Source organism: Mesorhizobium sp. P2_F7, from assembly GCF_056403695.1.
Window position 1 is genome coordinate 273,266 of sequence record NZ_JBFUFA010000002.1, and the last position, 26,077, is coordinate 299,342.

General features: G+C 63.7%; 22 protein-coding genes. 17 read left to right on the plus strand and 5 right to left on the minus strand.

Going from position 1 to position 26,077, the window contains the following annotated elements:
- Positions 1-10 precede the first annotated feature (10 nt).
- Positions 11-1,186 (minus strand): MFS transporter, encoded by a 1,176-nt coding sequence (locus tag AC1DZ8_RS06550; protein ID WP_477400547.1) that lies wholly within the window; start codon positions 1,184-1,186, stop codon positions 11-13.
- A 146-nt stretch (positions 1,187-1,332) separates the two neighbouring features.
- Between AC1DZ8_RS06550 and AC1DZ8_RS06555 the strand changes: the two genes are divergently transcribed.
- Genes AC1DZ8_RS06555 through AC1DZ8_RS06570 form a run of 4 tightly spaced genes read left to right on the plus strand, consistent with a single transcriptional unit; the run spans position 1,333 to position 7,274 of the window.
- On the plus strand, positions 1,333-3,072 hold the full coding sequence (locus AC1DZ8_RS06555; protein ID WP_477309792.1) for an IucA/IucC family protein: 1,740 nt from the start codon (positions 1,333-1,335) through the stop codon (positions 3,070-3,072).
- Entirely contained in the window at positions 3,069-4,133 is a 1,065-nt protein-coding gene (locus AC1DZ8_RS06560) for a GNAT family N-acetyltransferase (protein ID WP_477309791.1), read from the plus strand. Before AC1DZ8_RS06555 ends, AC1DZ8_RS06560 begins: the two co-directional genes overlap by 4 nt.
- Positions 4,130-5,956, plus strand: a complete 1,827-nt coding sequence (locus AC1DZ8_RS06565; protein ID WP_477309790.1) for an IucA/IucC family protein — start codon at positions 4,130-4,132, stop codon at positions 5,954-5,956. The genes AC1DZ8_RS06560 and AC1DZ8_RS06565 overlap by 4 nt, the downstream gene beginning before the upstream one ends.
- Positions 5,940-7,274 carry a lysine N(6)-hydroxylase/L-ornithine N(5)-oxygenase family protein gene (locus tag AC1DZ8_RS06570; RefSeq protein ID WP_477400549.1) on the plus strand — a complete coding sequence of 445 codons (1,335 nt, stop codon included), beginning with the start codon at positions 5,940-5,942 and terminating at the stop codon, positions 7,272-7,274. Before AC1DZ8_RS06565 ends, AC1DZ8_RS06570 begins: the two co-directional genes overlap by 17 nt.
- Positions 7,275-7,356: 82 nt before the next feature.
- On the opposite strand, the gene AC1DZ8_RS06575 is transcribed toward AC1DZ8_RS06570, so the two are convergent.
- A complete protein-coding gene (locus AC1DZ8_RS06575) occupies positions 7,357-7,812 on the minus strand; it encodes a PIN domain-containing protein (protein ID WP_477309788.1) in 456 nt (151 codons plus the stop codon).
- Positions 7,809-8,054, minus strand: coding sequence for a type II toxin-antitoxin system Phd/YefM family antitoxin (locus tag AC1DZ8_RS06580; RefSeq protein ID WP_477309787.1), 246 nt, complete (start codon positions 8,052-8,054; stop codon positions 7,809-7,811). The genes AC1DZ8_RS06575 and AC1DZ8_RS06580 overlap by 4 nt, the downstream gene beginning before the upstream one ends.
- Positions 8,055-8,120: 66 nt before the next feature.
- On the opposite strand from AC1DZ8_RS06580, the gene AC1DZ8_RS06585 reads away from it, so the two are divergent.
- Positions 8,121-8,816, plus strand: coding sequence for an aspartate/glutamate racemase family protein (locus AC1DZ8_RS06585; RefSeq protein WP_477309786.1), 696 nt, complete (start codon positions 8,121-8,123; stop codon positions 8,814-8,816).
- 22 nt (positions 8,817-8,838) lie between these two features.
- On the opposite strand, the gene AC1DZ8_RS06590 is transcribed toward AC1DZ8_RS06585, so the two are convergent.
- Positions 8,839-11,817, minus strand: a complete 2,979-nt coding sequence (locus tag AC1DZ8_RS06590; RefSeq protein WP_477400552.1) for a hypothetical protein — start codon at positions 11,815-11,817, stop codon at positions 8,839-8,841.
- 361 nt (positions 11,818-12,178) lie between these two features.
- Between AC1DZ8_RS06590 and AC1DZ8_RS06595 the strand changes: the two genes are divergently transcribed.
- The 7 genes from AC1DZ8_RS06595 (at position 12,179) to lepB (ending at position 19,192) form a co-directional block, all read left to right on the plus strand.
- Positions 12,179-12,574, plus strand: coding sequence for an AGROH133_08824 family phage infection protein (locus tag AC1DZ8_RS06595; protein WP_477309784.1), 396 nt, complete (start codon positions 12,179-12,181; stop codon positions 12,572-12,574).
- Positions 12,575-12,820: 246 nt separating this feature from the next.
- Positions 12,821-13,381, plus strand: coding sequence for a F0F1 ATP synthase subunit delta (locus AC1DZ8_RS06600; RefSeq protein ID WP_477309783.1), 561 nt, complete (start codon positions 12,821-12,823; stop codon positions 13,379-13,381).
- The gene (atpA, locus tag AC1DZ8_RS06605) at positions 13,381-14,910 is read left to right on the plus strand and encodes a F0F1 ATP synthase subunit alpha (protein WP_477309782.1); all 1,530 of its coding nucleotides are present in this window, start codon (positions 13,381-13,383) and stop codon (positions 14,908-14,910) included. Before AC1DZ8_RS06600 ends, atpA begins: the two co-directional genes overlap by 1 nt.
- A 33-nt stretch (positions 14,911-14,943) precedes the next feature.
- The gene (locus AC1DZ8_RS06610) at positions 14,944-15,828 is read left to right on the plus strand and encodes a F0F1 ATP synthase subunit gamma (RefSeq protein WP_477309781.1); all 885 of its coding nucleotides are present in this window, start codon (positions 14,944-14,946) and stop codon (positions 15,826-15,828) included.
- 70 nt (positions 15,829-15,898) lie between these two features.
- Positions 15,899-17,482: a F0F1 ATP synthase subunit beta gene (gene atpD, locus AC1DZ8_RS06615; protein WP_477309780.1), complete on the plus strand. Its 1,584-nt coding sequence runs from the start codon at positions 15,899-15,901 to the stop codon at positions 17,480-17,482.
- A gap of 110 nt (positions 17,483-17,592) precedes the next feature.
- Positions 17,593-18,000 carry a F0F1 ATP synthase subunit epsilon gene (locus tag AC1DZ8_RS06620; RefSeq protein WP_477309779.1) on the plus strand — a complete coding sequence of 136 codons (408 nt, stop codon included), beginning with the start codon at positions 17,593-17,595 and terminating at the stop codon, positions 17,998-18,000.
- Positions 18,001-18,445: 445 nt separating this feature from the next.
- Positions 18,446-19,192, plus strand: coding sequence for a signal peptidase I (lepB, locus tag AC1DZ8_RS06625; protein WP_477309794.1), 747 nt, complete (start codon positions 18,446-18,448; stop codon positions 19,190-19,192).
- Positions 19,193-19,213: 21 nt separating this feature from the next.
- Here the strand turns inward: lepB and AC1DZ8_RS06630 are convergent, their stop codons facing one another.
- Entirely contained in the window at positions 19,214-20,722 is a 1,509-nt protein-coding gene (locus AC1DZ8_RS06630; RefSeq protein WP_477309778.1) for a mannitol dehydrogenase family protein, read from the minus strand.
- Between the two features lie 185 nt (positions 20,723-20,907).
- Here AC1DZ8_RS06630 and uxaC point away from each other — a divergent pair, with 185 nt between their 5' ends.
- The 5 genes from uxaC to AC1DZ8_RS06655 all read left to right on the plus strand — a co-directional run bounded on the left by uxaC (position 20,908) and on the right by AC1DZ8_RS06655 (position 26,060).
- Entirely contained in the window at positions 20,908-22,317 is a 1,410-nt protein-coding gene (gene uxaC, locus AC1DZ8_RS06635; RefSeq protein ID WP_477309777.1) for a glucuronate isomerase, read from the plus strand.
- 38 nt (positions 22,318-22,355) lie between these two features.
- Positions 22,356-23,333 (plus strand): TRAP transporter substrate-binding protein, encoded by a 978-nt coding sequence (locus AC1DZ8_RS06640; RefSeq protein ID WP_477400556.1) that lies wholly within the window; start codon positions 22,356-22,358, stop codon positions 23,331-23,333.
- A 72-nt stretch (positions 23,334-23,405) separates the two neighbouring features.
- On the plus strand, positions 23,406-23,969 hold the full coding sequence (locus tag AC1DZ8_RS06645) for a TRAP transporter small permease (protein ID WP_477309775.1): 564 nt from the start codon (positions 23,406-23,408) through the stop codon (positions 23,967-23,969).
- Positions 23,970-25,250: a TRAP transporter large permease gene (locus AC1DZ8_RS06650; protein ID WP_352741751.1), complete on the plus strand. Its 1,281-nt coding sequence runs from the start codon at positions 23,970-23,972 to the stop codon at positions 25,248-25,250.
- Positions 25,251-25,283: 33 nt separating this feature from the next.
- Positions 25,284-26,060, plus strand: a complete 777-nt coding sequence (locus AC1DZ8_RS06655) for a FadR/GntR family transcriptional regulator (protein WP_192252646.1) — start codon at positions 25,284-25,286, stop codon at positions 26,058-26,060.
- Positions 26,061-26,077: the final 17 nt, after the last annotated feature.

Consider the following 26,077-nt stretch of genomic DNA (forward strand, 5'->3'; position numbering starts at 1 on the left):
CGCGGTTTCGCTAGTGCTCACGAACCATGGCGGCGAGACAGGCGGCGGCCAGCGCCAGCGCCGCGCAGCCGGCCAGCGGCGCAAAGGGCCAGAGCGTGAAGGCAAAGCCTCCCGCAACCGCGCCGATGCTCTGGCCGAGCACATGGGTGCTGGTCAGCCAACCGGCCGCCGCGCCCTGCTCGCCGGGTTGCAGGCGCTTCATCAGCCAGGCGGTGTAGCCGGGCGTCGCCAGCGCAATGCCGGCAGCCGCCACCACCAGGGCCGCAGCCGAGACAACATGGCTGGCCGCGACGGCCAGCATCGTCATGCCGGCACAAACCAGGGCGCAGCCGACGACAACGCTGTTGCGCTCGGCCAGCCGCAAGCGTGCCACGACCAGCCCCTGAACCAGAACCATGACGATGGCCACCAGCATCAAAGCGAGGCCGGTCACCGTCGTGGCCTGCGTCGCGCCAAGGGCAAAGCGCTGCTGGACCATCGGGCCAAGCATCATCTGCACCTGTCCGAAGCCCAGCGTCAGGCACAAGCCCATCGCCAGGCAAGGCAGAGCGCGGCGGTCGAATGGCGATATTCCACGGCCGGCATCGGCAACTTTCCCATCGGTCTGTCCGCCGCTTTGCTCTCTGCCCGGCGCCAACCACAGCAGCAGCGGGCTGAACAGGAACAGGATGGGCGGCAGCAGCGGCGACAGCACGGCGACCGCCGCCGGCAACGCGCCGGCCAGCCGTCCCATGCTGACGCCGGCACCGAGCAGCCCCAGCGCGGCCTGCCGCCTGTCATCGGCGACCGAGCGGCTGGCCCAGACTTGCGCCGTCGGCATGACGCCCGATGCGGCGAAGCCGTAGACGAAGCGCGAGAGCGTCAGCAGGGCGATGCCGAGCGCGGCGCTGGTCCCGGCTATCAGCAGCATGGCGAACACCGCCTGGCCGGCCAGCATGGCGAGGCCAAGCAGGCGCAACAGCCTGGCGTGGCCAAGTCGTTCGCCCATGCGGCCCCACAGCGGCGAGCCGACCAGGAAGGCCGCCGCACCGACGGCGGTTGCCGCGCCGATGGCAAACGTGTCGAGCCTCAGTCGCTCCATCACCAGGGGAACGAGCGACACGAAGGCCGACTGGCCGAAACCGATCGCGGAGACCGCGATTGCGAGTCGGCGCAGAAGCGAAGATCGATTTTTTATATTACTCATCACGACGAAAAGCTTATTTCTCGTTTGTGCGTGATAATCAATAGAAATATTTGGAGTCACAAAAGTATAATATATTATATATACAGTATCGTATCAAATTAACGAGGACGGGTATGCAAAATGTAAGGCCAGAAACTTCCTCTGCATTGAGCCCGTTCCTCAACGCGTTGCTGCGGGAATGGGATGGCTGGGAATTCATCGGCGGGGGCCAAACCGGGCTGTTCCGGCCGCAAGCGGCCGTGTTGCGGCTGAATTTCCCTGCCTCGCGCGCCGCTGTGCTCCTCGAGGCGCGGCATCGCTCGAAGGTCGGCTACCATGATTTCGCGATGCCGCTGTGGCGGCTCGATGCCGATGGCGAGGCGACCGAGATCGACCTTTTCAGTCTTCTGGCGCTTATCCTGGCGGAGCCTGACATTGCCGGCCGGGCGACACCGAAAAGCCGGCTGACCTTCCTGCGCCGCAGCCTGGCCAGCATCGCCGCGATCACTGAGGCAACTGCGGCGCGCGGATCGTCGCGGCCCTTCTCCGAAGCCGATCCGGATTTCATCGAAGCCGAAAGCGCGCTGCGCTTCGGCCATGCCGTGCATCCGGCGCCGATGAGCCGCGAAGAGTTCACGCAGATTGATTCCGAGCGCTTCGGACATGAGTACGGCTATGCGTTCAAACTGCGCTGGTGGGCCGTCGACGCGGCCATCCTCGCCGGCGGCAGCGTCGAACCGCTTGAAATCACCGACATGGCCCGCGGGCTCGCCGTCAGCGACCCGGAGTTGCTCGCCCGTGCCGACCGGGCGCCGAGCAAGGTTCTCGTCCCGATGCATCCGTGGCAGGCCGCACAGCTGATGCTGGAAGACCGCGTCGAGAGCCTGTTCCGCACGGGCCGCATCGTCGATCTCGGGCTCGGCGGACCGGCCTGGCGGGCCACGACGTCGCTGCGTACGATTCATTCAGCTGAGGCCGAGTGGATGCTGAAATTCTCACTCAGCCTGCGGCTAACCAATTCCCGGCGCATCGTCGAGGAGCATGAATGCCGGCGCGGCCTTTCGGTCCATCGGCTGGTCAAGGGCAGCCTTGGCGACGCCTTGCAGAGCCGCTGTCCGACCATGACGGTGCTGGGCGAGCCGGCCTGGTTCGGCCTGCGCGACGAGGGCGGCCGGCTGATGACGGACACAATCGTCTCGTTTCGCGAAAATCCTTTCCGCGGCGCGGGCTGTCCGCGGGCTGCCGTTCTCGGCGCGCTTTGCGAGCGCCATCCCGGCCGTAGCGAGAGCCATCTGTCCGACCTGATCCGCCGCATCGCCCGCGACGAGAAAAGATCGGTCAAGGAGACGGCGCGTCTATGGTTCGAGCGGTTCCTCGAAACCGCCATCGAGCCGTTCATCATCGCCTTCTCGGAATTCGGCCTGCTGTTCGGCGCCCACCAGCAGAATCTCGTCGTCGGTCTTTCCGGAGGCTGGCCGAATGCACTCTATTTCCGCGACTGCCAGGGCACCGGCTATGTCAAGGAATTCCTGCCCAGGCTGCGCGAATTCCTGCCCGAGGCCGGTCAGGCGGGAGACCATGTCTTTCCGGCGGCGGCGGCCGCCAAGTTGTTCGGCTATTATTTGATCGTCAATGGCGCCTTCGCCGCCATCGCAGCCCTTGCCGCCGCTGGCCTCACCAACGAAGACGATCTGCTGGCGATATTCCGCCGCTCGCTCGAGCGGCTGGCCGCCGCGCCGATGGCCGACCGGTCCTGCGTCGACTATTTGCTCAACGCGCCGACGCTCGCCGCCAAAGGCAATTTCCTGATCGCGCTGCGCGACATCAATGAGAACACCGAGGTGACCGACCCGCTGGCCGGTTACGTCGAGCTTCCCAACCCCCTGCATGTGAGAGAGTACGCATGAACATCGAGGCTGCGAAAAACTGGTCACCCGCCACCGCTGCCGGCAACGACGGATGGCAGCACCTGGCCTCCACCGCGGAGCCGCTCGCCATCCGTGCCGGGGATGGGCATGTCAGCCTGGTCGGCGCTGACGGAACAGCGGTCGGACAGGCCCGCATCTCCATCGCGGATGGCCGCCTGCTCATCGACGACGTCGCGTTCGCCGCCGGCCGTCTCGACCAGCCGCAGATCCTGGCGGGCCTCGTCGATGCAGCGCTGCGCCTGCATCCCTCCTTCGACCGCGCCTTCCTGCCGGCGGCCAAGACACTGTGGCCGGTTTCGACGCTGGCCACCGAGCTGGCAGCGGGCGAACCGGAACGCGCCGTCATCCATCGCTCGGTCCTGCGCCAGCTGCCGCTGCTGTGGCGCAGCCAGGCCTCGCATGTGACCTATCCGGCGCTGACAACCGCGATCGGCCCGGAAGACCGGCTGCCGCCTTTGCGGCAACCGCGGCCCTGCGGTCCGATGTACGAGCGTTGGATACCCGAAATCGGCCTCACCGTGTCGCTGCGTCCGATCGACCGCCGGACCGATCTCGATCTCTTCCATCGCTGGATGAACGATGGCCGCGTCGCCTTCTTCTGGGAGCTTGCCCAGAGCCATGAGGCGCTCGACAAATATCTGGCCGAGCAGGAAAGCGATCCGCATATTTTCGGCGTTATCGCCAGCTTCGACGGCGAGCCGACCGGCTATTTCGAGTTCTACTGGGCCAAGGAGGATCGGCTCGGGCCCTATTACGAGTCGCTCGACTGGGACCGCGGCTGGCATGGGCTGATCGGCAATACGCGCCATCTCGGCCGGCCGAAGACGCTGGCTCTGTTCCGATCCGTCACCCACTATCTGTTCCTGGACGAGCCGCGCACGCAGCGCATCGTCGGCGAGCCGCGCGCCGCACACCAGAAGATGCTGAGCTATTGCGCCGACGCCGCCTACGACAAGGTCAAGGAGTTCGACTTTCCGCACAAGCGCGCGGCGCTGGTCTGCTGCGAACGGGAGCGCTTCTTCCGCGAGGTGCCGCTGTGACGGTGCAGCAACCGATCGCCAAGGCGGGGACACGTTGGACCGCGATCAACCGCGAGGCGGTCGCCAAGGCCATTTCCGAACTGGCCTTCGAGGAGTGCCTTGCGCCGCGCGAACTTTCGCCCGGGCGATGGGAGCTGTCGCCCGGCCCGGGCGTGACCTATCGCTTTGCCGCAACGCGGCGGCTGTGGGGCCAGATCGCCGTCCGCCCGGAGACGCTGACGCGGGATGCCGGCATCGAGCTGCCGGTGGACGATGCGGTCGCCTTCTTCGCCGATGCGCGCGAGACGCTCGGCATGTCGCCGGCAACGTTCTGCACCTATGCGAAGGAACTCTACAACACGCTGATGGCAGACATGAGCATCGCCAAGGCGCGTGGCGGCCGGCAGGCGGCCGAACTCGCCGACCTGCCGGATACCGAGTTGCAGGCGTTGCTCGACGGCCATCCGAAGGCCCCCGCCAACAAGGGCCGGCTCGGCTGGGGGCGGGGCGATTTCGAGCGCTACGCGCCAGAATCGGCCGCGGCCATTCAGCTCTTCTGGCTTGCCGCCGCGCGCGACCGTTGCCTGCTGGCGCTCGACAGCGAGATTGACGAAGAGACGCTGCTGCAGGCGGTGCTTGGCGGCGAGGAGCGGGCAAGGCTCGAAGCGGCCGTCACCGCCGCCGGGGTCTCGCGGTCGACGCACCGGCTGCTGCCGGTTCACCCCTGGCAGTGGCAGGCGATGATAGCTTCACAATATGGTGGCGAGATTGCCGCCGGCCGGCTGGTGCCGCTTGGCCCGTTCGGCGACCCGTTCCTGCCGTTGCAGTCGCTGCGCACGCTTGCCAATGCGGCACGGCCCGGGGTGCTGCACGTCAAGCTGCCGCTGACCATTCTGAACACCTCGGCCTGGCGCGGCGTGCCGGGAAAATACATGGCGATCGGCGCCGATCTGTCGCGCTGGCTGGGTACGGTGGCGGCCGCGGACCCGGTGCTGAAGAACGTCAAGGTGCTGAAGGAAGTCGCCGGCGCTTTCTATCCGCATCCGCACTACACCGGCGTCGAAGGCGCCCCCTATCAGTTTTGCGAGATGCTGGGCGCCATCTGGCGCGAAAGCCCCGAAAAGGATTTGGCCACGGGCCAGCGGGCGATGATGATGGGCGCGCTGCCGCAGCGTGACGCGCATGGCAGGCCGATCGCCAGCGCCCTGGTCGAGCATTCCGGCCTTGGCCCGGAGGCCTGGCTGGACCGCCTGTTCTCCACGGTCTTCGTGCCGCTCTACCATTTCATGTGCCGCTACGGCGTCGGCTTCATCGCCCATGGCCAGAACGTCACCATCATCCTCGACGGCGCGACGCCCGTCGGCGTGGCGGTCAAGGATTTCCAGGGCGACCTCGATCTCGTCGACCAGGCGTTTCCCGAACTGGCCGGCCTCGATCCAAAAATCCTGTCGACGCTGAAGCGCCGGCCGCCGGCGCATCTTCTCCAGCATCTGCAGACCGGCCACATCGTCAGCGTCCTGCGCTTCCTGTCCGAGGCGCTGGCCGCCTATGACCATTTCGACGAGAGGACTTTCTACGCCATCCTCGCCGGCGCCATCCGGCGCTATCAGGCGCAAAACCCGGAGCTGGCGGAACGGTTCGCGCTTTTCGACCTGTTCGCACCAAAAATTCCGCGCATCGCCATCAACAAGGTGCGCTTCGCGATCGGTTATGGCGATAGCGGCGAACGCCCTCTGCCCGACCTCGGCACACCGCTCGACAATCCGCTCAACCCGAGTCAGCCCGGCGATCTCCCATCGGCCCAGCCAGCTCCAGAAGGAGTTCGCCATGACCCAAGCACTTGACCTCGCCGGCATCGGCATCGGGCCGTTCAACCTCAGCCTTGCTGCCCATCTCGATGCGGTGGACGGCGTCGAAGCGCGCTTCTTCGACCGGGCGGCGCGGCTTGAATGGCACCCCGGCATGATGCTGCCGGGCGTCGAACTGCAGACGTCCTTCCTCAAGGACCTCGTCACCGCGACGCATCCGACCAGTCCGTGGTCGTTCATGTCTTATCTCGTCGCGCAGAAGCGGTTCTATGAATTCCTCAACGCCGATTTCTCCGCCATTCCGCGGCCGGAATTCGCCCGCTACCTGGCATGGGTCGGCGAGCACCTGTCATCGCTGCGCTTCGCCAGCGCCGTCGACCAGATCGACTTCGACGGAACGAATTTCAGGCTCCGCATCGGTCGCGAGGCGGTGAGCGCGCGCAATCTAGCCATCGCCGTCGGGCTGAAGCCCAACATCCCTGCCTGGGCGCGGGCCGCGGCCTCCGACCAATGCTTCCACAACGCTGAGGCCGCCAACCGTCTCGATCGCCTGACCGGGCAGCGCATTGCCGTCATTGGCGGCGGCCAGAGCGGCGCCGAAGTGCTGCTGCATCTGATCTCCTCCGACCGCTTCGCCGGCTGCGAGATCGAGTGGATCTCGATGCGGCCGAATTTCCTGCCGCTGGACGACTCGCCGTTCACCGACGAGCTGTTCACGCCGGGCTATGTGGAAAACTTCCATCGGCTGCCGCAAGGCCGGCGCGAGACCATCCTGGAACAGCAGCTGCTTGCCGGAGACGGCGCATCGACGAGCACGCTGAAGGCGATCTACCGCCAACTTTACACGCTGCGGCATCTCTCCGAGGAGACGACGGCGGTCAACATGACACCGCACCGCGAAGTGCTGAACGTGACACGGGAAGGCAGCGAATACCGCCTGATCATGCGCAACGGCTTCGACGGCGCCATCGAGACGCGCACCGTCGACGCGGTGGTGCTGGCCACCGGCTATGCCTTCGCCATTCCCGATTGCATGGCGCCGCTGATGGACAGGATCGCGCTGGACGAGCGCGGCCACTACCGGCTCAACGCCAGCTTCGAGGTTGAATGGGACGGGCCCGATGACCGTCGGATCTACGCGCTCAATGCCGGTCGGCTCAGCCACGGCATAGCCGAGCCGCAGCTCAGCCTGATGGCCTGGCGCAGCGCCAAGATCGTCAACTCGCTGCTCGGGCGGGCGCATTTCGATCTCGATCTGCCCGACCCACCGGTTGCCTGGGGCTCGAGGCACACGACACAAAGCCTGCATCATCTCGGCGCCAATGCGAGGATGACCGAATCGGGCGCGCGGTAACATTTGGGCGGTGGACGGGCTGAAGTTACGCGGTGGGCATTCAGATTGACATCGCCCCTGCAGGGCTTTTGTGGACCGCAGGTTACACTTTTGGGTCTTCCTCGGAGAACGGGTTCAAGTAAGGCACACCCAGAGTGGCAAAATGCCGGACGTTGGCTGTCAGCACGGAAAGATCGTTCAAACGGGCAGTCGCTGCGATCAACACATCTGCCAAGCCTGGATTGAAGCCTCTGCCGATCGTGGCATCTTCCAGCCGTCCGGCTTCCCGCGCGACGGCTGCGTCGACCGGGATGATGCGTTGGTCGAATTCAATGACCAGGCTTTCGAACCAAAGGCTGAGGCGTTCTGCTTTTGCGACCCCGCCAGACCGAATCAGTTTCGCAATGCCTCTTTCCACTTCCAGAACAACGATTGACGACAGGTGCCAGGTGCCACGCTCTCGTTGTTCTGCAACCCACTTGTGAATGTGACCGGCGAGCGGGGCACGGTCGGGTTCGAAGACCGAGAGGAAAGACGTATCAAGCAGGTAGCCGCTCAAAAGTCGACCTCCCGCGACGGTGATTCGTTGCGTTCAAGCTCAATGCCGCCCGGATACTGGAGCAGGAAGTCGACAAAGGCTTTTTGGCTGTCCTGCGGATAGAGCTTTCGTCCCTCATCGATCGGGACGACCATGGCAGTCGGTTTGCCATGCTTGGTGATGATAGTAGGCTCGCCTTTTCCAGCGGCTTCGACCAGTGCCGAGAGTCCTGCCTTAGCCTCCCGAAGCTGCATGGTTTTCATAGCGGCCCTCCTTGTAGTCTCATGTGGTCATAATATAGGAACTAGACCGCGAAAGGAACAGCTCCCATGAAAACCCTTGGCCTCATCGGCGGCATGAGCTGGGAATCGACAGCCATCTACTACCGCTTGCTCAACGAGATCGTGCGCGAGCGGCTGGGCGGGCTGCATTCGGCCAAGCTGTTGCTCCATTCCTTTGACTTCGCCGAGATCGCCGAGCGGCAGCATCATGGCGACTGGGACGGCGCAGGCGTGCTGCTGGCCGAGGCGGCGCGCAAGCTGGAAGCGGGCGGCGCCGAAGGGCTGCTGATCTGCACCAACACCATGCACAAGCTCGCCGACCACGTGCAGGCGGCGGTGTCGATCCCGCTGATCCACATTGCCGATGCCACGGCGGTTGCGGTCAAGGGCGCCGGCGTCAGACGGCCGGCGTTGCTGGCGACGCGCTTCACCATGGAGCAGGATTTTTACAAGGGCCGGCTGACGGAGAAATATGGGCTGCAGCCGGTGGTGCCGGATCAGGCCGGGCGCGACATGGTGCACAGGGTGATCTATGACGAGCTCTGCCAGGGCATCGTCAGCGCGCCGTCGAAGGTGGCCTACATCGATGAAGTCGCGCGCCTGCGGCGCGATGAAAAGATCGACGGCGTCATCATGGGCTGCACCGAGATCACCATGCTGATCGGCGCGCGCGATTTCGACATTCCGGTTTTCGACACCACGCGCATCCATGCCGAGGAAGCGGTGGAATTCATGCTGCCCTGACGCAGTTCCAGGGAAGCTTTTATCAGGGCGGCGCGGCGACGGCGACAGTTCCGCTGCCGACCACTTTCAGCTTCCATCCGTCGGCTTCCGTGCCGGCGAGATTGAGATGCCCAGTCAGGAAATACAGGCGATCGGTGTCGGGTCCCTTGGCGGTGCAAAACCGGTCCTGCAAGAAGGACGGCGGCGTCGCCTGATAATAGAGGTTCGCCTCGACGCTGGCCGGATGCGCGCCCATCGGCAGATCGGCAAGCGGTATCGAGTAGCTCAGTGTGTCGCTGCCGCTGCCATCGACATAGTCGGGATCGTCCTCGACGGCGGTGGTGCCGACATCGACGGCGAGTTCTTCATCCGCGCCAAGGGCCTTGGCGATCTCGAGGCGGCCTTCGAGCGGCAGGAAGCCCGCCGGCAGAATCCGGTTGTCCTTCACCTCGGTGCAGATCGACAGGAAGCTGGTCGTCAGCTCGCCTTGCGGTTTCGCGGCCGCGTCGCAGATCGGATTCGGCGTATTGGCGGGCGGTGTGGAAACCAGTTCCTGATAGATCTGAACCTGATCCTGCCGGGTGACCTTCTGGTAGTGCGGCTGGTGCGGCCGCTCGCCGGGATAGACCCGGCCGGAGCAGTCGTCCTTCCACCACAGCTCGCCATCGAGCGGCTTGCCGTCCGCGTCGGTGATCACGCCGGCGGCGTTGGTTCGGCCGGAGACCCAGAGTTGCTCACCGTTCTGGTCGAGCACGCTGAAGGTGAGGAATGCACGCCGGAAACCCACGCCGGAGGGAAATTTGTGACCGGCCAGGTTTTTCACCGTCACCTTGGCATCAAGCGTATCGGCCGTCATGGCAATATCGCTGACGGCGACCGTGGCGGTTGTCTGCGACGCCATGTCCAGCATCGCCTGCTCGGTGACGACGAGAGGATCGAGAGCCTTCTTGCCCATCATCGGATCGCGCGTCCTGATGCCGAAGACGTCGGGAAACTGCTGCGCCATCTTGACCAGGAAGACATTGAGACCAACCAGCGTGTGGCGGGCAAAGCCCTCGCGGGCCATAAGGTCCGGCGCGTTGCTGGATTCTGTCTGCGGGAAATTGAGGTTCTCCTGGATGCTGGCGATCTTGCTCGTCGTTGGCGATCCGTCCTTTTCCGCCGACGGCATGTGGCAGTTCTGGCAGCTGCGCGGCGTGGCGCCGGGGCCAAGCGGCAGCGACCCGTCGGGGGTGCTACCGGTTCGATAAGCGCTGAATGCCCATTCCGGATAGGTGGTCTGCTCATAGATATGCGCCAGCGTGTCGGTGCCTTGAAGAACCGGCAAATGAACCGTGTGGCAGGTCCCGCAAACCTCGGAACTCATGATCGTGGCGTCGTGAACCGGCTTGATGCCGAGAGCGGTATGCATCGGCCCGACCTCCGGTTTCTCGAAGGGCCCGATGAGTGTATCGGGCGAACCGACCATGAAGCTGCCGGTGAAGGTCTTGGCAAAGCCGGTCGCATGCGGATTGAGCAGCGCCTGACGCTCGTCGACGCAGGCGTTCTGCGGCCGATCGCCGAGCGGTTCGCTGGCCTTGCTGTTGAGCACCATGCGGTGACAGGTCGTGCAGGTGATGCCGTCACGGGCAAGCATGCCGTAATTGGCATGCGCGGCGCCCGGATTGTCCGCAGGCCACGGCACCGCATCGACCATGTCGCGGGAGAACAGTTCGCATGTGCCCGTGCGCGCCTTCTCGTCGATGTGGAACTGGCGCTCACCGCCTATGCCGTGACAGCCAAGGCAGACATCCTGCACGACGCCGGACATTTTGGGGTGAAAGCTTTGCGTCTCGCTCGCCAGCTGCGCGAAAAATATCGGATCGCGGCCGCCGAGGCCCATCGGCGAGGTTCGCCAGGTCGCAAAAGGCGACATATTGATCAGGCCGTCGCCATGCGGGTTCGGCTTGGTCATGTCGAACTGCAGCCCGGTGCTGCCGGCATCATGACAACCGAGACACTGGCTGGAGGTCAGGAAGGTGTCGGATGGGTCAGGCCCCTTGGCCCCGACCCAGGTGTTGTCATAGGTTTCGGAAGGCATTCGCGAGACCGTGTCATAGGTCGGCATTTCGCGCACATAGGCCTGCAGCGCGGCGACGACATCGGCGTTCGGACTGTAGAGCGGTTGGCCAAGGCGTGGGCTGGCATTGACCGGCAAAACAACGGTCTGGTGCAAGGTCGGGGCCGGCTCGCTGGTGAAGAAATCCTGTGCGAGATAGTTGAGCGGCTTGCCCGGCTCTCCGGCGATGTTCTTGGGAGACGCGAAGGTCAGACTATCGGCCGCCGAGGCATGACAGTTCATGCAGTACTGGGCAAAGCCCATATTGGGCAGGCTGTTGTTGTCGGCCGGCAGGGCCGGCCAATCCGGAGTCCAGCCGCTCTGGCTGCCAAAGCCGTACCAACCCCAGAACCAGCCGTCATAAGAAGCGCCGGCATCGCGGATCATGATCGCGGCGCCGCTGGTAGGAAAAAGCCTGACGGGATCGACCGTCCGGCAATCGGATGCCGGTTCCGAGAACATCTCTTTCACCATGATGGCGCCATCGGGCACCGGCGGCGGATGATCGACCTCGCCCTCGGCCGAGCGGTTCTTGCGAAGCCAGTCCGCCATTTCGGGCGAATACCAGATCATGACAGGCGCATGGGTTCCGAAATCCTTGCCCTGCCAGGCGCCGTTGACCAGGGTCGCGATGCGCGGTCCGGCCTGGCGCACGAATTTGTCGTGCACCCATCCGGCAGCCTCGTCGCGGTAGCAGTAGCTGCCCAGATATTGGTTGAGCTTGTTTTCGTAGTCTCCCAGGGACAGTGCCGAAGGTTTCCTGATCGTGGGCTCGAGCTGGCGGCAGATCAAGGGGTCGGCCGGAACCATGGCCGTCGGCCGCTCGGCGATGCAGTCGGCGCGCGCGCCTTGCGCGATCCCGGCAAGGGCTGCCGCGGCGACCCAGATTCTGGCCAGGTTCAACGCCCGGAAAAGCACCGGCATGATCGTCTCCGCATCTGAGATTCTGCCTGCCGCACTCCGTCCATGCAGATTTCACAAGTGATCGTGAAACATGTGAAGATGCTAATATGAACAAGCGGTCGACAAAACAAATATCGATACGATAATACTTGGCTTCCCCAGCGGCAAGTCAGGTAATCTATACTGGTGAAGAAATTGCGCCGGGAATGCTTGCCTGCCTGGACTTGCTTACACAACATAAATATCGGGCTGCGAAGACGGTCGTTCACAGGGGGCATTTTCCAGCAAGGCTTTGGTGAAACATCGATGTGTCGGCTGCGAGCTTGACTTCCGCGAGAGGTGACATTCAATTCCGCAATTGCTGCGAGGGGGGCGAGACACAATGGAATTTGCGTTTCCGTGGCCAACCAGCCAGGGCGAGTGGCTGGCGTGGTCGAGCGCCGTGGTCACCTTGGCGCTGGGCTTGCTGTTTTTCCTCATGCCCGGTCTCGCCTTCCGGATACTGCGGCTGCAGGTTCGACCGGAAAAGGCAGCGGCGATCGCCGAAGCGCGCGGCCGCATGTCGGGCTTCTATCTCGGCGTCAGCCTGTGCTGCATCCTTTTGGCGCAGCCATGGCTCTATATGGCGCTCGGCTTCTCCTGGCTGTTCACCGCTTTCGGCCGTTTGCTGTCGATGATGTCGGATGGCGCCAACACGCCTTTCAACTGGGCGTCGATCATTGTCGAGCTGGTGCTGGCCGCACTGCCGCTCGCCTTCGTCTTCGGCTTTCTGCCCTGAATCGGCGGCCGATTCGAAGGCTTTGGTTGAACTCAGCCGCCGGATGCGACAATAGTGCCTGAAAAGCATGCGGAACGACGCATTGCGGTCTTAAAATGCCTGTGCTAGACGGCAATCGACTTTCGGCCGGGGATAGCGGAAGCCGCGTCTCCGTGCTTGGAAAAACTTAGTAAGGTCAAAGATTTAGCCAGAGTTTTTGCTCGCGCCAACAATCTGCGGCCTGTCAGACAAGAGAAAAGACGGTCCGTGGCTCAATCGTCATCGCCAATCTCAGGTGTCGCAGAACGCTACGCGGGTTCGCTGTTCGAACTCGCTCTGCAGTCCAATTCGGTGGCCAAGGTCGAGGCCGACCTCAACAGCTTCGCAACGATGCTGGATGGCAGCGCCGACCTGACCCGCCTCATCAGCAGCCCGGTGTTCTCCAGCGAGGACCAGGCCAAGGCCATCGCGGCGATCGCCGACAAGGCCGGCATCACCGGCCTGACCGGAAATTTCCTGCGCGTCGTCGCCCGCAACCGGCGCCTGTTCGCCGTGCCCGGAATGATCAAGGCGTTCCGCCAGATCGCCGCCGAGCATCGCGGCGAGACCGCTGCCGAGGTCACTTCGGCGCATGAACTGACGGCGGCCCAGCAGACCGAACTCAAGGCCGCGCTGAAAAGCGTCGCCGGCAAGGACGTGGCCATCTCGGTCACGGTCGATCCGTCGCTGCTCGGCGGGCTGGTGGTCAAGATGGGCTCGCGCCAGATCGATACGTCGCTCAAAACCAAACTCAATTCGCTCAAGCTTGCACTGAAAGAGGTCGGCTGATGGACATCCGCGCCGCGGAAATTTCCGCAATTCTGAAAGACCAGATCAAGAATTTCGGCAAGGAGGCCGAGGTCTCCGAAGTTGGACAGGTGCTGTCCGTTGGTGACGGTATCGCCCGCGTCTACGGCCTCGACAATGTCCAGGCCGGCGAGATGGTCGAATTCCCCGGCGGCATCCGCGGCATGGCGCTCAACCTCGAAGCCGACAATGTCGGCGTCGTCATCTTCGGCGCCGACCGCGACATCAAGGAAGGCGACACCGTCAAGCGTACCGGCGCCATCGTCGATGCGCCTGTCGGCATGGGCCTGCTCGGCCGCGTCGTCGACGCGCTCGGCAATCCGATCGACGGCAAGGGCCCCATCAAGGCGACCGAACGCAAGCGCGTCGACGTCAAGGCGCCCGGCATCATCCCGCGCAAGTCGGTGAACGAGCCGATGTCGACCGGCCTCAAGGCCATCGATGCGCTGATCCCGGTCGGCCGCGGCCAGCGCGAGCTGGTCATCGGTGACCGCCAGACCGGCAAGACCGCCATCATTCTCGACACGATGCTCAACCAGAAAGCGGTCCACGAAAGCGGCCCGGAGAAGGAAAAGCTCTACTGCGTCTACGTCGCTATCGGCCAGAAGCGCTCGACCGTTGCGCAGTTCGTGAAGGTTCTCGAAGAGCGCGGCGCGCTTGAATATTCGATCATCGTCGCCGCCACCGCTTCCGATCCGGCGCCGATGCAGTTCCTAGCGCCGTTCACCGGCGCCACCATGGGCGAATATTTCCGCGACAACGGCATGCACGCGCTGATCAGCTATGACGATCTGTCGAAGCAGGCCGTCGCCTATCGCCAGATGTCGCTGTTGCTGCGCCGCCCGCCGGGCCGCGAAGCCTATCCGGGCGACGTGTTCTATCTGCATTCGCGCCTGCTCGAGCGCGCCGCCAAGCTCAACGACGATCTGGGCGGCGGTTCGCTGACCGCGCTGCCGATCATCGAGACGCAGGCCAACGACGTGTCGGCCTACATCCCGACCAACGTGATCTCGATCACCGACGGTCAGATCTTCCTTGAAACCAACCTGTTCTTCCAGGGCATCCGTCCGGCGGTCAACGTCGGCCTGTCGGTGTCGCGCGTCGGTTCGTCGGCGCAGATCAAGGCGATGAAGCAGGTTGCCGGCTCGATCAAGGGCGAGCTCGCGCAGTACCGCGAAATGGCTGCGTTCGCGCAGTTTGGCTCCGACCTCGATGCCGCCACCCAGCGCCTGCTTAACCGCGGTTCGCGCCTGACGGAACTCCTGAAGCAGCCGCAGTTTTCGCCGCTCAAGGTCGAGGAACAGGTTTCGGTGATCTTCGCCGGCGTCAACGGCTATCTCGACAAGCTGGCGATCAACCAGGTCGGCAAGTTCGAACATGGCCTGCTCAACCACATGCGCGCGGCCGGCAAGGACGTGCTGGACGGCATCCGCAAGGAAAAGGCGCTGTCGGACGATCTGCGGGCCAGGCTGAAGGCTGAGATCGACGCCTTCGCCAAGACCTTTGCTTGAGAAAAGCCGGACGCACGGGATCAGGTTTGAAGCATGCCTTCGTTAAAAGACCTTCGTAACCGTATCGCCTCGGTCAAGGCGACGCAGAAGATCACCAAGGCGATGCAGATGGTCGCCGCGGCGAAGCTGCGCCGCGCGCAGGAAGCTGCGGAAGCAGCTAGACCCTATTCCGAGCGAATGGGCGCGGTGCTGGCCAACATCACGCAGGCGATCGGCGGCGGCGGCGATGCCCCGGCGCTGATGACCGGCACCGGCAAGGATGATGTGCATCTGCTCGTCGTCTGCACCGCCGAGCGCGGCCTGTGCGGCGGCTTCAATTCGCAAATCGCGCGTCTCGCCCGCGACCATATCCGCCGGCTTTTGGCCGATGGCAAGCAGGTCAAGATCATCTGCGTCGGCAAGAAGGGTTTCGATATCCTGCGCCGCGACTACGCTTCGATGATCCTCGAACGCGTCGATCTGCGCGAGGTCAAGACGCTTGGCTTCGTCAATGCCGACGCCATTGCCCGCAAGGTCATCCATCTGTTCGGCGAAGGCGGCTTCGATATCTGCACGCTGTTTTATTCGCAGTTCAAGTCGGTGATCAGCCAGATCCCGACGGCACAGCAGATCATCCCGGCCGGCATCGCTTCCGCCCCGGCCGAGGCGACCGCCGGCGGCAATGCCGTCTACGAGTACGAGCCGGAGCCGGGTGAAATCCTGACCGACCTCATTCCACGCAACATCTCGGTGCAGGTCTTCCGCGCGCTGCTTGAAAACGCAGCCGGCGAGATGGGCGCCAAGATGAGCGCCATGGACAATGCCACGCGCAACGCCGGCGACATGATCAACAAGCTGTCGATCACCTACAACCGCCAGCGGCAGGCGCAGATCACCAAGGAACTGATCGAAATCATTTCGGGCGCCGAGGCGCTCTAGGCGCGACCGCCAGAGGGTTATCGACCTTCCGGTGGAGCGTGAGAAACAAAGGACGAAAAGGGTAAAGACGATGGCGAAAGCAGCGACCCCGAAGGCGGCAGCTCCCAAAGCGGCGGCAAAGGCTCCGGCAGCAGCGGCGAAGGCCGCTTCGGCCAAGACGGCGGCTGCGCCCGCCAAGGCAGCGGCCCCGGCCAAGGCTCCGGCAGCCAAGACGACGGCTACCGTTGTCAAGAAGACCGGCGTTGTCGGCAAGGTCCGCCAGGTCATCGGCGCGGTCGTCGACGTCCAGTTCGGCGATCACCTGCCGGCCATTTTGAACGCCATCGAGACCACCAATGTCGGCAATCGCCTGGTGCTCGAGGTTGCCCAGCACCTCGGTGAAAACACCGTGCGCTGCATCGCCATGGACTCCACCGAAGGTCTGGTTCGCGGCCAGGACGTCTATGACACCGGCGCGCCAATCACCGTGCCGGTCGGCCCCGGCATGCTCGGCCGCATCATCAACGTCATCGGCGAGCCGGTCGACGAAGAAGGCCCGGTCGACGGCATCGAAATGCGCGCCATTCACCAGCCGGCTCCGTCCTATGTCGAACAGTCGACGGAAGCGCAGATCCTGATCACCGGCATCAAGGTTCTCGACCTGCTGGCGCCCTACGCCCGCGGCGGTAAGATCGGCCTGTTCGGCGGCGCCGGCGTCGGCAAGACCGTGCTGATCCAGGAGCTGATCAACAACGTCGCCAAGGCGCATGGCGGCTTCTCGGTGTTCGCCGGCGTCGGCGAGCGCACCCGCGAAGGCAACGATCTCTATCACGAATTCATCGAGTCCGGCGTCAACAAGAAGGGCGGCGGCGAAGGCTCCAAGGCAGCGTTGGTCTATGGCCAGATGAACGAACCGCCGGGCGCGCGTGCCCGCGTCGGCCTGACCGGTCTGACGGTCGCCGAATATTTCCGCGACCAGGGCCAGGACGTGCTGTTCTTCGTCGACAACATCTTCCGCTTCACGCAGGCGGGTTCGGAAGTGTCGGCGCTGCTCGGCCGTATTCCTTCGGCCGTGGGTTATCAGCCGACGCTCGCCACCGACATGGGCGCGCTGCAGGAACGCATCACCACGACGACCAAGGGCTCGATCACCTCGGTGCAGGCGATCTACGTGCCCGCCGACGACTTGACCGATCCGGCGCCGGCGACCTCGTTCGCTCACCTTGACGCGACGACCGTGCTCAACCGCGCGATCTCGGAAAAGGGCATCTATCCGGCCGTCGATCCGCTCGATTCGACCTCGCGCATGCTCGACCCGATGGTTGTCGGCGAAGAGCACTATCAGGTCGCCCGCCAGGTGCAGTCGATCCTCCAGCGCTACAAGTCGCTGCAGGACATCATCGCCATCCTGGGCATGGACGAGCTGTCGGAAGAGGACAAGCAGACGGTGGCCCGCGCGCGCAAGATCGAGCGCTTCCTGTCGCAGCCGTTCTTCGTCGCCGAAGTGTTCACGGGTTCGCCGGGCAAGCTGGTCGACCTCGCCGACACCATCAAGGGCTTCAAGGGCCTCTGCAACGGCGACTACGATCACCTGCCGGAAGCCGCCTTCTACATGGTCGGCGGTATCGACGAAGCCGTCGAGAAGGCACAGCGTCTCGCGGCGGAAGCGGCATAATCAAGGCAATAGGGAGTAGTCAGTAGTCAGTAGTGAATAGCAGCTGGGTGATCGGATCGTTGTCCTCTCTCCCTACTCCCTACTCACTATTCCCTACTCACTAAATTGACATGGCTGAAGCTTTCCAATTCGAACTGGTCTCGCCGGAGCGTTTGCTGGTTTCCGAGCAGGTTGAAGCCGTCGTCATCCCGGGCGCAGAGGGTGAGATGACCGTGATGGCCAATCACGCTCCGGTCATGACCACGATCAAGCCGGGCGTCGTCACAGTGAAGACCGTCGGCGGCAAGGAAGAGCGCTATGTGGTGTTCGGCGGCTTTGCCGATATCGTTCCGGCCGGCTGCACGCTGCTGGCCGAATCGGCGGTTGCCGTCGGTGACATCGACCGCGCCGACCTCGCCCGCCGTATCCAGGACGCCAAGGAAGACGCGGCCGACGCCAAGGACGATCAGTCCCGCAGCAAGGCCGAGCAGTTCCTTAGCCAGCTCACCACGCTCGAAAGTGCGCTGCTGTCGGCGTAAGCCGTAGGGCGACTTGAAGACAAAGCCGGGCTCAGCCCGGCTTTTTTGTTGCGGCCGTCATCCCCCGGATCGTTTCGCGTTCCGGCGCAGGGCTGGCTTTCTTGGGTCGGGCGGAATCGCGATTTGGCTGTGGCGGTACAAGTCGGGGCGGGACTTGCCTCGGTTTTCTGTTTGTTGGACAGTCCGGCTGCCTGGCATTGAGGGGTGGCCGATGACGGAACAAGCAGCGCAACCAGAAACGGCCTCGCGATCCCTGTGGACGTCGGCCCTGATCGCGGCCTTTGGCGGTCCGTTCGGCGGGTTTCTGTGGATCGGCGCCGGCTGGCTCGCGATTGCCAGCCTGGTGGTGATCAGCGCCATCAGCTTTGCCGTGATCTATATCGGGTTTCCGGTGCTGCCGGGCGTCAATCTCACCGGGCTGGTGGACCTTTCAGGACTTGGTCTGATGGTCTTATGGGCGGCGCTCGTTGTGCCTTTCGCATCACGCTACACACCGAACCGGTGGTATGCGCATGGCGCCTGGGTTCTGGCGTTCGTCCTTCTCTCTTCTCCGGTGGCCGCGCTTTTGATCCGCACCTTCCTGTTCCAGCCATTCTCAATTCCATCCAGCAGCATGGTGCCGACACTGCAGGACGGCGACCATCTGTTCGTCTCCAAATCCGCATACGGCTACAGCCGCTACAGCGCGCCGTTCAACCTGCCGCCGATCGAGGGACGCGCGTATGGGCAGGAGCCGAAAAGGGGAGATGTCGTGGTGTTCAAATTCCCGCCTGACCCGAGCGTGGACTACATACAACGGATCGTTGGCCTTCCCGGCGAAAAGATCCAGATGGTCAACGGCGTGCTGCACATCAACGATGTAGCGGTCGTGCTCGAGGATGCCGGCACTTTCCCCTATGAGGAAATGTCGAAGCCGGTCAAACTTCAGCGAGAGACGCTGCCGGGCGGTGTCACCCATTTCGTTCTCGACCTGACAGACAGTTCGATTGGCGACAACACGCGGCTGTATGAGGTGCCTGAAGGTCACTATTTCGTGCTTGGCGACAACCGGGACAATGCCTCCGACAGCCGCTTCAGTGTCGGTTTCGTTCCGTACGAAAACCTTGTCGGCAAAGCCGTGCAGCTGTTCTGGAATTCGAAAGGCACGGAGTATTCATCGCGGCAGGTGCTGAACGATCCGGCTGGACAGTAGACCTGAAGCGGCCGGAACCGGTCAGCTTAACGTGGTCTTTTCCGGTATGCCGAGCGCGGCGAGCGCAAGCGCTATCCCGCCCTGGCGGATATGGACGCGATGGGCGGCGACCAAGTCGATCAGCGTCTGCTTCTCGGGCTTGCCGCTGGCGAAGCCGGCGAGGTCGAACACCGCCGCTACACGTTCCAGCGTGCGCCGCTCGTCGAGCGCGGCCAGTGCGGCGTCAAGCGGATCGGTGAAGTGGGCCTCCGGCAAGCTTTTGCCGCGCGCCTCGCAGGCGGCGATCCAGCCGGCGATCACCAGCGTCAGATGTTCCGGCACCATTCCGGCCTGGATGCGCTCGATGGCGGCAGCGACAATGCGCTGCGGCAATTTCTGGCTGCCGTCATTGGCGATCTGCGCCGTGCGGTGGGCGAGTGCCGTGTTGGAGAAACGCTCAGTAAGTTCGGCCGTGTAAGCTGATGTGTCGAGCCCGGCATCCCCAGGCAAGGTGGGGATCGCCTCGGCCCAGAGCCGGTCGACGAATTCACGGATCGCGGGGTCAGCGAAGGCGCGGTCGACGGTGGCGTGGCCGCTGAGCAGGCCGAGATAAGCGATCCCCGAATGGGCGCCGTTGAGCAGCCTGAGCTTCATGTCCTCGAACGGGCCGACATCCTCGACCATGGTGACGCCGAATTTTTCCCAGGCCGGTCGTCCCGCCGGAAAATGGTCCTCGATCACCCATTGCCGGAACGGTTCGGTCATCACCGGCCAGGCGTCCGCGACGCCAAGTTCGCCGGCGATGCGCGCCCGGTCGGCATCGGTGGTTGCCGGCACGATGCGGTCGACCATGCTTGACGGAAACGCGACCTGGTCGGCGATATGGTTGGCGAGCACGGCATTGCCCGATGCAGAGGCCCGGGCATCGCGCAGTTTCGCGAAGGCGACCAGCAACCGGTGCAGCGTGGCGCCGTTGGCCGGCAGGTTGTCGCAGCACAGCACGGTGAAAGGCGGCGTGCCGGCGGCGCGGCGGCGCGCCAGCGACTCGGCCAGGAAGCCGTGCGCGGTCTTTGGCGATCGAGGATTGGCCAGATCGTGGACGATATCGGGATGTTTTTCGTCGAGGCTGCCGTCGGCTGCTCTCAAATAGGCCTTTTCGGTGATGGTCAGGGTCACGATGCGGGTGCGCGGATCGGTCAGCGCGGCCAGCACCGCGCCGGGATCTTCCGGCGCCACCAGCATCGACTGGATCGAGCCGATGATTTGAAGCGCCTCACCGTCGCTGCCACGCACCGCCAGCGTGTAGAGCCCATCCTGTGGCGTCAGCGCATCGCGCGTGTCGGAGCTGCGCAGCGAGACGCCGATGATACCCCAGCCGGTCTCGCCGGCCGCCAGGCAGTCATCGACATAGGCTGCCTGATGGGCGCGGTGAAAGGCGCCGACGCCGAGATGGACGATGCCTGGGGCGACACTGGCGCGGTCATAGGCCGGAATCGCGACCGAGGTCGGCAAGGACTGAACCGTGGCGCTGGAAAGGCGTCTGCTTGTCATGGTTTGGCTTTGTTGGGCTTGGGTTGTTGGGCTCGGCTTCGGTCGGGAGGCTAGCGGCGTAACATCCGTTCTCCTGCCGCACAATGACTCGGCGTCCGCTAAAAGTCATCATACAACAATCCGATTTTTGTATGTTGACATTACTTCTTTCCGATCCTACCGATAGCGCCCTTGGGAGGAGTGACGTGGCAGGATTGACCAACCCGGATCTGCTGTTTGCCGCCGAAGGCCGAGCGCTTTCGATCGCGCGCGATCTCTATGCCGGGGTCAAGAACCTGCCCATCGTCAGCCCGCACGGCCATACCGATCCGCGCTGGTATGCGGAGAACGAGCCGTTCCCCGACCCGGCGCAATTGCTGGTCGTGCCCGACCACTACATTTTCCGCATGCTGTTCAGCCAGGGCGTACGGTTGGAGGATCTCGGCATATCGCCGCTCGACGGTTCGGCTGTCGAGGCGGACGGCCGCGCCATCTGGCGGCGCTTTGCCGAGCACTATTACCTCTTCCGCGGTACGCCGACGCGGCTGTGGCTCGACCATGTGCTGGAGCATCTGTTCGGCATAGACGAGCCGCTCGGCCCTGAGACCGCCGACCGCCATTACGACACCATAGCCGGCCTGCTGCAGCGCGACGACTATCGTCCGCGCGCGCTGTTCGAGCGCTTCAACATCGAGGTCATCGCGACGACCGAGGGTGCGCTCGACGATCTCCAATGGCACAAGACGATCCGCGACAGCGGCTGGCAGGGGCGCGTCGTCACCGCCTACCGGCCGGATGCGGTCGTCGATCCCGACTTCGAAGGATTTTCGGCCAATCTCGACCGTCTCGGCGAGATCAGCGGCTGCGATACCGGCACATGGTCCGGCTATCTCGATGCGCATCGCCAGCGTCGCGCCTTCTTCAGGAGTTTTGGCGCGACCTCGTCCGACCATGGCCATCCGACGGCCGAGACCGCCAATCTTTCCGATGCGGCGGCGGAAGAGCTGTTCAACCGCATCCGCCGCGGCTCCGACGACGAGCGCGAGCGTAAGCTGTTTCGCGCCCAGATGCTGACCGAAATGGCCAAGATGAGCCGTGACGACGGGCTGGTGATGCAGATCCATCCCGGTTCTTGGCGCAACCATTCGCCCGGCATTTTCCAGAAATTCGGCCGTGACAAGGGCTTCGACATTCCGACCCGCACCGATTATGCGGCGGCGCTCAAACCTCTGCTCGACTGCGTCGGGCTGGAGCGCGACCTCTCCATCATCCTGTTCACGCTCGACGAGACCAGTTATGCGCGCGAACTCGCGCCGCTCGCCGGCGTCTATCCGGCGCTGAAGCTCGGGCCGGCCTGGTGGTTCCATGACAGCCCGGAAGGCATGCGCCGCTTCCGCGAGATGACCACCGAGACCGCCGGCTTCTACAACACCGTCGGCTTCAACGACGACACCCGTGCCTTTCCATCGATACCCGCTCGCCACGATGTGGCGCGCCGGGTCGACTGCGCGTTTCTCGCCCGCCTCGTCGCCGAGCACCGGCTGCGTGAGGACGAGGCGCATCAGCTGGCGCCGGAGCTTGCCTACACGCTTGCCAAGAAGGCGTACCGGCTTTGAGCCGGGCGTCGTGAATTTTTAAAGGGAGGAAGACAGTCATGTTGCATTTTTCAAAACTGATGGCAGCCACATTCGCCTTCGGCTCGCTGATGATCGGCGCTGCCGGCGCCCAGACCGTGCTGCGCTCGGCCGACACCCATCCCGACGGCTATCCGACCGTCGAGGCGGTGAAATATATGGGCGAGCTGATCAAGGAGCGCACCGCCGGCCGTTATTCGGTCGAGGTCTATCATTCGGCGCAGCTCGGCGAGGAGAAGGACACGATCGAGCAGACGCAGACCGGCGTCATCGACCTGAACCGCGTCTCGATGGGCCCGTTCAACGGCATCGTGCCGGAAACCGCGGTGCCGTCTCTGCCTTACATGTTCCGCTCGGTCGACCAGATGCGCCATGTCATGGACGGGCCGATCGGCGACGAGATCCTGAAGGCCTTCGAGGCGCATGATCTGGTCGGTCTGGCCTTCTACGATTCCGGCGCGCGCTCCTTCTACAACACCAAGAAGGACATCACCTCGATCGCCGACCTCAAGGGCATGAAGTTCCGCGTCATCCAGTCCGACGTGTTCGTAGACATGGTCAATGCGCTCGGCGCCAACGCTACCCCAATGGCCTATGGCGAGGTCTATTCGGCGCTTGAGACCGGCGTCATCGACGGCGCGGAAAACAACTGGCCGAGCTTCGAATCGGCCAAGCACTATGAGGTCGCCAAGCACTACACCGTCGACCAGCATCAGATCGTGCCGGAAGTGCTGGTGATGGCGAAGTCGAGCTGGGACAAGCTGACGCCGGAAGATCAGGCGATCGTGCGCCAGGCGGCCAAGGACAGCGTCGTCAAGATGCGCGAGCTGTGGGACGCGCAGGAGAAGAAGTCGCGTGAGATCGTCGAGAAGGCCGGCGTCAAGGTCAGCGAGATCGACAAGCAGCCGCTGATCGACGCGATGAAGCCGGTCTACGACAAATATCTGAAGACGCCGGAACTCAAGGACCTCGCGACGCGCATCCAGGCAACCAAGTAGTTTTGAAGGCGGGGCGGCACAGCGCCGCCCCGCCATTCGTTTTCTGAGGGACGGAAAGACCGGGAGGATCGGATGACTGCGGGAAATGCCAGGAGCGGCGCGCCGCCGCGCTTCAGCGCGGTGCTCTCCAAAATTTGCGACTATTCGCTCTATCTCGCCTGCATCGGGCTGGTCGCCATGACCGCGCTCGTCGCCTACCAGGTGTTCTTCCGCTTTGTGCTCAACGCGTCGCCGAGCTGGACCGAGATCACCGCCATCATGCTGATGAACTGGTTCATCTTCCTGGGCGCCGCGGTCGGCGTGCGCGAGAACTACCATATGGGTTTCGACGTGCTGCTCTACATCCTGCCGAAAGGCAGCAAATGGGCGCTGCGCACATTGTCCGACCTGATCGCGTTCGGCTTTGGCTTCGGCATGGTCTGGTACGGCTGCAAGCTGGTCGGACTGACCTGGCACACCGTCATTCCGGCGATCGAACTTCCCGGCGGTTTCGACTATCTGCCGCTGGTCGCCGGCGGCGTCTTGATCTGCCTGTTCTCGGCCGAGCGCATCGTGCTGCGCTGGTCGGGCGTCGATATCGACAAGGATATCAATCTCGAAGAGGTGCCGGAAATGCCGGCCGTGCAGGAGGCCTAGATGGAACTCTGGATCCTGTTCGGCGTCTTCACGCTTTTGATGTTTGCCGGCACGCCGATAGCGTTTTGCCTGGGCGCCGCATCTTTCGCCACCGTCATCTATCTCGGCCTGCCGCCGCTGGTGGTGTTCCAGCAATTGAAATCCGGCATGTCGGCGTTCTCGCTGATGGCGATCCCGTTCTTCATCTTCGCCGGCGATCTGATGGTGCGCGGCGGCATCGCTCAACGCATCGTTTCTTTTGCCGGCTCGCTGGTCGGCCATGTCAGGGGCGGGCTCGGCCAGGTCAACATCATCGCCGCGACATTGTTCGGCGGCATTTCCGGCTCGGCGGTGGCTGAAGCCGCCGCCGTCGGCGGGCTGATGATCCCGCAGATGAAAGCGCGCGGCTACGGCGCCGATTACGCCGTCAACGTGACGTCGATGGCGGCGCTGATCGCGCTGCTTCTGCCGCCGTCGCAGAACATGATCATCTATTCGATCGCAGGCGGCGGCAAGATTTCGATCGCCGATCTGTTCACGGCCGGCATCCTGCCGGGTCTGCTGTTCGCGGCTTCGCTGATGGTGACCGCCTATTTCGTCGCCCGCAGCCGCGGTTACCCGGTCGAAGCCTTCCCCGGCTTCTCGCGCGTCGGCCAGCTGGCTGTCATCGCCGTGCCCGGGCTGCTGCTTATCGGCATCATCTTTGGCGGCGTTCGCTCGGGCATTTTCACGGCGACGGAAAGCTCCTGCATCGCCATCATCTACGCCTTGCTGGTCACCGTCTTCGTCTATCGGTCGATGGCCTGGAGCGATTTCGTCCACGCCACCAAGGGTGCGGTGCGCACGACCTCGATGGTGCTTTTGATCATCGGCACGGCGGCCTCGTTCAGCTGGCTGATGGCCTATCTCAAAGTGCCGGTGCTGCTGATCGCCGGCATGAACGCCATCTCCACCGATCCGCTGGTGGTGCTGCTTTTGCTCAACGTCCTGATGCTGCTGCTCGGCACCTTCATGGATATGGGGCCGATGATCATCATCTGCACGCCGATCTTCCTGCCGCTGGTCACGCATTACGGCGTCGACCCCGTGCATTTCGGCGTCATCACCATCCTCAATCTCGGCATCGGGCTCAACACGCCACCGGTCGGCACGGTGCAGTTCGTCGCCTGCGCCGTGGGCAAGATCACGGTGTGGGAAGCGATGCGCTCGATCTGGCCGTTCTATGGCGCCGGTATCGTGGTCCTCGGGCTGGTGACGTATATTCCGGCGATCTCGCTCTGGCTGCCGAGCGTTTTCAAATAGGGCAAATGAGGCGTCTTCAAACAGGGGTGCGACATGGCATCGGATAGCGCTGTTGATCTCAGGGTCGAGAGAAAACCCAAACTGTCGGAGACCGTCGTCGCGGCCATCCGCAAGCAGCTTCATGCCGGTGAGATCCTGCCCGGCCACAAATTGCCGACCGAGGGACAGCTGACCGAGACTTTTGGCGTCAGCCGTACCGTCATCCGCGAGGCGCTGGCCAAGCTCGCCGCCGACGGCCTGGTCGAGGCGCGCCAGGGCGCCGGTGTTTTTGTCACGGAGCACATCTCGACGATGTTCGGGGCGCTCGCCGCCGATATGGGAGCCAAGGATTCGGTCGCGCTCAACGTGCTCGAGGTGCGCCTCGCGGTCGAAATCGAATCGGCCGGACTTGCCGCCATTCGCCGCAATGCCGCGCAGGAGGCGGCGATCCAGGAGGCCTTTTTCGAGTTCGAACGGCTGTTGCTCAACAGCGAGCCGACCGGTCCGGCCGATCTCGCCTTCCACCGGGCGATCGCCAGCGCCACCAACAACCCGTTCTATGTCGAGATGCTCGACGTGCTCGGACGCCGTGCCATTCCTTGCGACGTGACCTCGCCCTGGTCGACCGAACTGGTGCAGTCCGACAGCTATCAGCGTGGGCTGCAGCGCGAGCATCTGGTGATCCTGAATGCGATCACGTCGGGCGACGCGGAAGCGGCGCGCGAGGCGATGCGCGCCCATCTCACCGCCAGCCAGCAGCGCTACCGCGAGCGCCTGCACGCTCGCCAGGTGTTTTATGCCGACTCGGTCAAGGCGGCGGAAACCGAATAACCATTCAGCTGGAGCAG